General features: G+C 66.1%; 6 protein-coding genes. 3 read left to right on the top strand and 3 right to left on the bottom strand.

From position 1 onward, the window contains the following. Positions 1–200 precede the first annotated feature (200 nt). Together B2W70_RS06960 and B2W70_RS06955 are read right to left on the bottom strand one after the other, a co-directional pair. Positions 201–515: a hypothetical protein gene (locus B2W70_RS06960; RefSeq protein WP_286744162.1), complete on the bottom strand. Its 315-nt coding sequence runs from the start codon at positions 513–515 to the stop codon at positions 201–203. A 90-nt stretch (positions 516–605) separates the two neighbouring features. Further along, positions 606–1,844 (bottom strand): tyrosine-type recombinase/integrase, encoded by a 1,239-nt coding sequence (locus B2W70_RS06955; RefSeq protein WP_286744160.1) that lies wholly within the window; start codon positions 1,842–1,844, stop codon positions 606–608. 282 nt (positions 1,845–2,126) lie between these two features. Between B2W70_RS06955 and B2W70_RS06950 the strand changes: the two genes are divergently transcribed. Next, the gene (locus tag B2W70_RS06950) at positions 2,127–3,446 is read left to right on the top strand and encodes an alkaline phosphatase PhoX (protein WP_286744157.1); all 1,320 of its coding nucleotides are present in this window, start codon (positions 2,127–2,129) and stop codon (positions 3,444–3,446) included. A gap of 69 nt (positions 3,447–3,515) precedes the next feature. Here the strand turns inward: B2W70_RS06950 and B2W70_RS06945 are convergent, their stop codons facing one another. Continuing rightward, positions 3,516–5,372 (bottom strand): TolC family outer membrane protein, encoded by a 1,857-nt coding sequence (locus B2W70_RS06945; RefSeq protein WP_286744155.1) that lies wholly within the window; start codon positions 5,370–5,372, stop codon positions 3,516–3,518. 194 nt (positions 5,373–5,566) lie between these two features. Here B2W70_RS06945 and B2W70_RS06940 point away from each other — a divergent pair, with 194 nt between their 5' ends. Beyond that, the gene (locus B2W70_RS06940; RefSeq protein ID WP_286744149.1) at positions 5,567–6,265 is read left to right on the top strand and encodes a transglutaminase-like cysteine peptidase; all 699 of its coding nucleotides are present in this window, start codon (positions 5,567–5,569) and stop codon (positions 6,263–6,265) included. Positions 6,266–6,289: 24 nt separating this feature from the next. Beyond that, a partial coding sequence (locus B2W70_RS06935; protein WP_286744143.1) for a bifunctional diguanylate cyclase/phosphodiesterase occupies positions 6,290–7,742 on the top strand: 1,453 nt, incomplete at its 3' end.

Raw genomic sequence — 7,742 nt, 5'->3', positions numbered from 1 at the left:
CGGCGGGACTCGTTCCTCCAGGTCGAGCAACTGCGCGCGGAGTTGCTCGACCACTCTGCGGAGTTCCTCGATCTGGTTGCTTTGTTCGGTGCACATGGCTGCAGTCTGCGCATGGCACCCCGGAAAGAAAAGGGGGCCACCCGTTAACGGGTAGCCCCCTTCACATTCAGAGCCAAACTGCCCGCAGGCGGGGAGCCCTGTCAGCCCTGCACAACAGCGACGCGCGGCAACATCCATTCGGTGGGAGTGACCTTGAATCCCTGGCTGCCCAGGAGCATGGCGCCGCTGTCGGCAACCCAGCCGACTTGCCCGGCCAGGGCCTGCATGCCGACCAGCAGGCCGGAGTCATCCGCGCCGTTGATCACAGCATCGGCCTGGGCCTGGATGGCGTCGGCCAGCTCGGTGATCTTTTCGAGCATGGCCAGCAGCTGGGCCTCGCGGTTCGAGGTTAGGGGGGAAGCAGCCTGAACGCTGGCGGTTGCTTCGACTGCGCGGGTAACATTTTGGGTAGCCATGGTGCACGTCCTTTCGTGGTGTGTGCGGTGTGGTCAGGGGCTGGTCAGTGGTAACGACACTGCCCGGCCCCGCTTGTTTGCCTGAGACCGTCAGGCGGCGGGTTTTTTCTTGAGTGGAAGCACAGCGCCCTTCACCTCGGAAGCGCTGCAGAACCTGGCCCAGTCGGACATCATCCGCCGGCGCTTTTCGAACATGTCGCCTCGTCGATAGGCCGCCTCCACCTTGTTGTTGATCGTGTGGGCCAGCGCCATCTCGGCCATTTCGCTGGGGTAGCTGGTGCGCTCCGCTGCCCAATCTCGAAACGTCGATCGGAAGCCATGCGGCACACAAGGCGCGCCCATACGCCGCACCACTGCGGACAACGTCATGTCCGACAGCGGGCCGCCCTTCGCGCCAACGAAGACCAGTGGTGTGTCGGCGTGTCTCGGTAGCGATTTGAGAAGCCGAACCGCTGCGGCCGACAGGGGCACCCGGTGCTCGCGGCTCGCTTTCATGCGTGCGGCGGGGATGGCCCACACCGCTTCTTCCAGGTCGATCTCGTCCCACGTTGCGCCCCTGACTTCGCCCGAGCGGGCCGCTGTCAGGATGGCGAACTCGAGCGCACGCGCGCCGAGCCCCTCCTGGCTGCGAAGCGCGACCATGAAAGCGCCGACCTCCGACACCGGCAATGCGCTGTGGTGCTCGACCTTCGCCACCTTCGATGGGCGGGGCAGCAGCTTGTCAAGGTGGCCGCGCCATCGGGCCGGGTTCAGGCCTTCCCTGTAGCCCCCCGCCGTTGCCCAATCAAGCACGGACTCCACGCGGCCGCGCAGGCGGGAGGCGGTTTCAGTCTTGGTCTTCCAGATCGGTTCAAGCACCGCCAGCACCTGGGGCAGTTCAACATCCCGCACCAGCACAGAGCCAACTTTTGGGTACACGTAAGCCTGCAGGGTGCTGGCCCATTGCTTCTGGTGCTTTTCGTTCTTCCAGCCGGCTTTGTGCGCGTCAATGTAGGCCTCGGCCGCTTGCTGAAAGGTAAGCATGGAGAGCTGTGCGGCAATGAGCGCGCTGCGTGCTGCTCGGGCTTCCTCGACCGGATCGACACCTACCCGGATGCGGGCCCGTGCGGCTCGGGCGTCCTCTCGGGCTTGCGCCAGGGTTACGTCAGGGAATCCGCCGAGGCCCATATCCCGGCGCTTTTTGCCGACCTGGGCGCGCAGGATCCAAGACTTTGCGCCGGTCTCGGTCACCTGCAGCGCAAGGCCCGCCACCCCGCCGACGAAGTGCAATCCTGGCTTGGTCAAGTTGCGCACCTCTAGCGCGCTCAGTTCTTTTGCCTTGCGTGGCATACCCGTTTTCCTACCCATCAAAATGGTTGACATTTGATGGTACAGAGTGGCACTCACTGAGTCAATCTGTAGCAGGCAAAACGAATGAAAGCCGGACGTATTGGCACGGCTTGGATCGACTCGGGATGATATGCAGGCAGACGCCCTCTCCGCCAAGATGACAGAAAACGAGAAACCCGATTGGTGAAAACCGGTCGGGTTTTTTCATGGGCGCCGTCACCAGTGGGTACGATGCTGGAGACGGCCCGCCCGGTTGCTTGGGCGGCCTCGGGAGTCTTCACCATGCCTTCGTCGCGTCCTGAAACCGCTTTGCCCACTGACCCTGCAGCACGTCGCGAATTCCTGCGCAAGCTGTTCTGGTCTGCTGGCGGGCTGGCAGCTTCGGGCCTGTCGTGGCCTGGTCTGGCACAGGCTGCTGCAGGCTCTGGAAAGCCCCCAACTGAGCGTGCCGCCCCGTCCGCACCAGGTTTCGACTTCTCGACCCTGGGGCCTTTGCGAGAGCCCGATGCCCTGGGCCTGGCCTTGCCTGCCGGGTTCTCTGCCCGCATCGTGGCGGTGTCCGGCGAGCGTCCGACACCGGGCGCCTCCATCTGGCACACCTACCCGGACGGCGGCGCCACCTTCGCCGCGCCAGATGGCGGCTGGGTCTACGCGAACAACAGCGAGGTGCTTGCAGGCGCAGGCGGCGTGAGCGCCTTGCGCTTTGACCGCCATGGCCAAGTCGTGGGGGCGCAGCGCATCCTCGACGGCACGAGCACCAACTGCGCGGGTGGCGCGACCCCCTGGGGCACCTGGCTGTCTGCAGAGGAGACCACCCTGGGGCGCGTCTGGGAATGCCTGCCGTTCGGCTCTGCCTCGCAGGCCCAGGTCAGGCCGGCGCTTGGCACCTTCAAGCACGAGGCGGTGGCCGTGGACCCTTTGCACCGCACCTTGTACCTGACCGAGGACGAAGGGCAGGGGCGTTTTTACCGCTTTGTGTGCAGCGAGTCGGACTGGCCTGCTTCCGCCACCAGGCCGGCATTGAAGTCGGGGCGCTTGCAGGTGCTGCAGATCGACGGGGTACCAGCCAACCAGCTGCCGCCCGATGAGATGAATTTGGCGCAACCCCGCCGCGTGAGCTGGGTGGGCGTGAGCAGCCCGAGCCTGCCCCAAGGCATCGTGCGCAGCGTGCTGGGCAGCAGGGCGCCGGGAACCGTTTTCCGCGGTGGCGAAGGCCTGTGGTACTTCAACGGCATCGTCTACTTCTCGACCAAGGGCGACAACCGCATCTGGGCCTTCGAGCCCGCCACACAGCGCCTGCAGGTCATCTACGACTTCGCCACCGCGAGCGCGGCCGACCGCGTGCTCTCGGGTGTCGACAACCTGACCGTCAGTCGCCGAGGAGACGTGCTGGTGGCCGAAGACGGCGGCAACATGGAGCTGTGCGTGATCCTGCCCGACCGCAGCGTGAAGGTGCTGTTGCGCCTGCATGGCCAGGACGAGTCCGAGATCACCGGGCCGGCTTTCTCGCCCGATGGGTCGCGGCTTTACTTCAACTCGCAGCGCGGTGGCCGGCACGGCGCTGGTTCGGGCATCACCTACGAGGTCAGGTTGCCCGCTTGAGGCGCACGTCGGCTGGTCATGAAAAAGGGCACCCGAGGGTGCCCTTCGTTTTGCCTGCAAGGCAAGGCGTCAACGGTTGCTCTCCTTGACGATGACCCAACGGCCTTCCTGCATGCGCCAGGTCAGGGTCTTGGGGCCCTTGTCCTTGTAGTTGCTCGAGGTGTAGGCCTGCTCGAAGCTGGTCACCACGTCGCTGCCTTGCGGGCTGGCCTTGATCGAGTCGATCTTCAGCGAGATCGGGCCGGGCTTGCCGACCAACTTGCGGCGGTTGGCTTCCCATTGGGCGCGGGTGCCCTTGGCGGTGAAGTCCTTGCTGTAGAAGCCCAGGTAGGTTTCGATGTCCTTGGCAGACCAGGCGGCGGCCCAGTCGGTCAGGCGCTGTGCCACGGTCTGCACGGCTTCGGCGTTGGCGACGACGGGCTTGGGCTCTTCGGCTGCTGGCTTGATGGCCGTGACACCCACCTGCGTGCCCAGCTTGCGTGCGCGAGCGTCGAGTTCGTCGCGCGTGGTCGAGGCGGCAGCCACCGAGGTCACGGGGCAGCGCTGGGCTGCGTCGTCGGAGGCTTGCCAGTCTTTGACGAGGTCGCCCTGGTTGTCGTCGCTGGGGCGCAGGCCCAGGGTGGACAGCAGGGTGTTGCGCGCGGCGTGCGTGCGCACCTGAGCCAGCAGCAGGTCGTGCTCGGCGTTGGCGTAGGCGCGCTTGGCGGTGTAGAGCTCGTTCTCGGCGTTGAGCAGGTCCAGCAGGCTGCGCTGGCCGATGTCGAACTGCTGGCGGTAGGCGTCGCGGGCCTTCTCGATGGCCAGCACGTTGCGGTCGAGCGCGGCCAGCTGGGTGCGGGCGCGGGCGATGTCGTTGTAGGCGATGCCGATGGTCTGGCGCACGTCGCGGCAGGCCTTGTCACGCTGGTCGGCGGCCTGGTTGATCAGGTCGGCGAACTGCTTGGTTCGGGCCTGGTCGGAGCCGCCGTTGTAGAGGTTCCAGTTCAGCAGGATCTGGGCCGAGGTGGCGCTCTTGCGGTCGATCAGGCCGTCGAAGTTGTTGCCCAGGCCGCTGCGCAGGCGAGCTTCGACACGTGGCTGGAAGGGGCTGTCCTTGGTTTTGGCTTCGGACTCGACGGCGCGCAGGTTCTCGACGGCGGCGCTGACGCTGGCGTTGCGGGCCAGGGCCTGGCTGATGACCTGGGTGTTGTCGCCGGCCAGGCTGCCATCGATGCGGGGCAGGGCGGCCAGGCCGTTGGCCGGTGCTTCGCCAACGACGCGCAGGTAGCGCGAGGCCACGTCGTGCAGGTTGGCGCTTTCGGTGGTCAGGTTGGAGTCAGCGAGGGCCAGGCGGGCGTTGGCCTGCTCGGTGTCCACGCCGCGGCCGACGCCAGCCTTGAACTTGGACTGCAGCTGGTCGAACACGTATTTGTGCTGGACGTAGTTGTCTTCGGCCAGACCGACCAGCTTGCGAAAGCGCAGCACGTCGATGTAGGCGCGAGCGGCTTCGAGGGCGGTGTCTTCGCTGGCTGCCAGGAACTCGAAGTAGCGGACCTTGCGGGCGTGGCCCAGGCGGTCGACTTCGTTGGCGGTGAATCGGCCGTCCCAGAGCACCTGGTTGGCGGTCAGGGCCAGGCCGCTGCGGCTGAAGCTGCGCGATTCGGGGTTGCGCTGGTCGACCTTGTCGCGGTCGCGGCCGATGTCGGCAGACAGGTCAACCGTGGGCAAGTAACCACCCTTGGCCACGTCCACCTCCTTGGAGGCCGCGCGCAAGGCGTTCAGGCGGGCGGTCACGTCGGGGTTGGAGTCGATGGCCTTCTGGACCGCCCCAGCCAGGCCGGTGGCGGCCGCTGTGGGTTGGGCCTGGGCCAGGGCTGCCTGGGCGGTGAATGTCAGGGCGGCCAGGGCCAGGGCATGAAGTCCGGACTTCAGGGCTTTGTTCGTCACGCTGAACCTCGTCGTGTGGGGCGTTGGCAGGGCAGGGCAGCAAGCCCTGTAACGGAGGGTTAATCGGCTGATTTTGGCATCAATGAGGGGGCTTCCGTCTTCTGAAAACGCCTGTATTCACGGGGGAGTGGCGCCGATGTCGCAATCTGGGATTTCCCGATCAAGTCCGGGCGGGCCTTCGCCGATAAGCTGAGGTGGTCCAAGAAGCCCGATTTCTCGCTTTCAGCTTGCCTGCTCGCCTGGCCGCCTGGTCGGGGTGGTGGCTGCGCGCTGCCGCCTTGGTGGCGGTGCTGGGCTGGGGGCTGAGTCCGGCCTGGGATGCGCCCCGCGTCATGCAGGCGGCCCAGCGCCAGGGAGGCAACACGCCGCAACGTGCCCAGGTGCTGGTGCAGCTCATCGGCGAGGTCGCCGCTCAGGACGAAGAAAGCCGCCTGCGGGCGGTCAACGGTTTTTTCAACCGTTCGGTGCAGTACCGCGACGACCGTGAAATCTGGGGACAGGTCGATTACTGGGCCTCGCCCCTGGAATCCTTGGCGCGAGGGCAGGCCGACTGCGAGGATTACGCCATCGCCAAGTATTTCTCCTTGCTTGCCTCGGGCGTGCCAGGTGTGAAGATGCGACTGGTTTACGTGCGGGCGCAGCTGGCCGGCAGCATCCAGGCGCACATGGTGCTGGCTTATTACCCGCAGCCCGACGCCGAGCCCCTGATCCTGGACAACCTGATCACCGACATCCGCCCCGCCTCCCGGCGCCCGGATCTTGCCCCTGTTTTCAGCTTCAACGCGGAAGGTTTGTGGCAAGGTGTGACGGGAGCCAGTGCGGGAGACCCCGTGGCCCGGCTGTCTCGTTGGCGCGAGGTGCTGGCCAAGGCGAAAGCCGAGGGGTGGTGGTGACGCCGCCACGAAAGAGATGACAACATGTCCTTGATTCGACAAATCTGGTTGCTGTTGCTGACGACGCTGCTGATGGCTTTCATCGGCAGCTTCGTGGTCTGGATGGTTTCGTCCCGGGGTTACCTGGAGACGCAGCTGCGTCTGAAGAATGCCGACAACGCCCAGTCCCTGGCCCTGAACCTGTCGCAGCAGCGTGGCGATCGCACCGGCATGGAGTTGACCGTGGCGGCCATGTTCGACACGGGCTTTTATCAGCGCATCACGCTCAAGGACGCGGCGGGGCGCGAGCTGTTTGACCACCAGGCTGACCCGGCGGCCGCGCGCGAGCAGGCGCCGGCCTGGTTTGTGCGCCTGGTGCCGGTGGAATCTGTGGCCGGCATTGCGCAGGTATCGGATGGCTGGCGTGCGGTGGGATCGGTTGAGGTGGTCAGTCACTCGGCGTTTGCCCATGCGCAGCTTTGGCAGGGCTCGCTCAAGACCGCTGGCTGGCTGGCTGCGCTCGGTGCGCTGTCTTGTCTGGTGGCCACCTTCGGGGTCAATGGCATCCGCCGGCCGCTGGAGGCCACGGTGAGCCAGGCCCAGGCCCTGATGGAGCGCCGGTTTGTCACGGTCGAAGAGCCTCGCGTGCCTGAGCTGGCTCGCTTGAGCCAGGCCATGAACGCGGTGGTGATGCGGCTCAAGTCGGTGTTCGACGAGCAGTCGCAACAAGTCGAGCAGCTGCGTCAGCAGGCCCATTGCGATCCGCTGACAGGCTTGTCCCAGCGGCGGCATTTCATGGCGCAGTTGAGCGCGGCCCTCACTCGCGAGGAAGGCTCCGGCCTGGGCGTCATCCACCTGGTGCGGGTGATCGACCTGGCTGGCGTCAACCGTTTGCTTGGTCACCGCCAGACGGACGTGCTGTTGCAAAGGCTGGCGGAGGTGTTGCGCGAGGTCTCGGTTGGGGTGCCTGGCGTGGCCATCGGGCGGCTCAACGGCGGCGACTTCGCCATTTGCCTGGTGGGTGGCGAGGTGCCCCTGCCTGAGCCCCAGCATTACGCCGATGCCTTGCGCAGGGCTTTTTCCGAGCAGGGTGTGGCGGCGACGGTGGTGATCGGTGGCACGCCATGGCGCCGCGGAGATGCCTTGCAGGCCGTGCTGGCTTCTGCCGACTCGGCGCTGGCCCTGGCGGAAAGCCGAGGTGCTTTCTCGGTTGAAATGGCCGACAGCCATGGCACCGAAGCGGTGGTGCTGGGTGAGGACGAATGGCGCCGTCGCATCGACGAGGCGCTCAGGCAAGGGCGCGTGCAGCTGGTCAAGTACCCGGTGGTGGACCGCCAGCTCAGGCTGGTGCATCACGAGTGCCCGATGCGCTTGCAGCTTGAGCCCGGTGGTGCCTTCGAGTCGGCCGCCAACTGGCTGCCGATGGCGATGCGAACGGGGTTGATCTCGCGCATCGACGAGGTGGCCGTGGCCCAGGCGCTGGACCAGATCCTCGATG

The sequence above is a fragment of the Aquabacterium sp. UBA2148 genome (assembly GCF_002328915.1).
GTDB lineage: Bacteria > Pseudomonadota > Gammaproteobacteria > Burkholderiales > Burkholderiaceae_C > Aquabacterium > Aquabacterium parvum.
This window is presented reverse-complemented; position numbering and strand designations above follow the sequence as displayed.

Excerpts from the sequence above, each read along its gene's own strand:
- B2W70_RS06960 (WP_286744162.1), bottom strand. The coding sequence starts at position 515 with ATGGCTACCCAAAATGTTACCCGCGCAGTCGAAGCAACCGCCAGCGTT.
- B2W70_RS06950 (WP_286744157.1), top strand. The coding sequence starts at position 2,127 with ATGCCTTCGTCGCGTCCTGAAACCGCTTTGCCCACTGACCCTGCAGCA.
- B2W70_RS06955 (WP_286744160.1), bottom strand. The coding sequence starts at position 1,844 with ATGCCACGCAAGGCAAAAGAACTGAGCGCGCTAGAGGTGCGCAACTTG.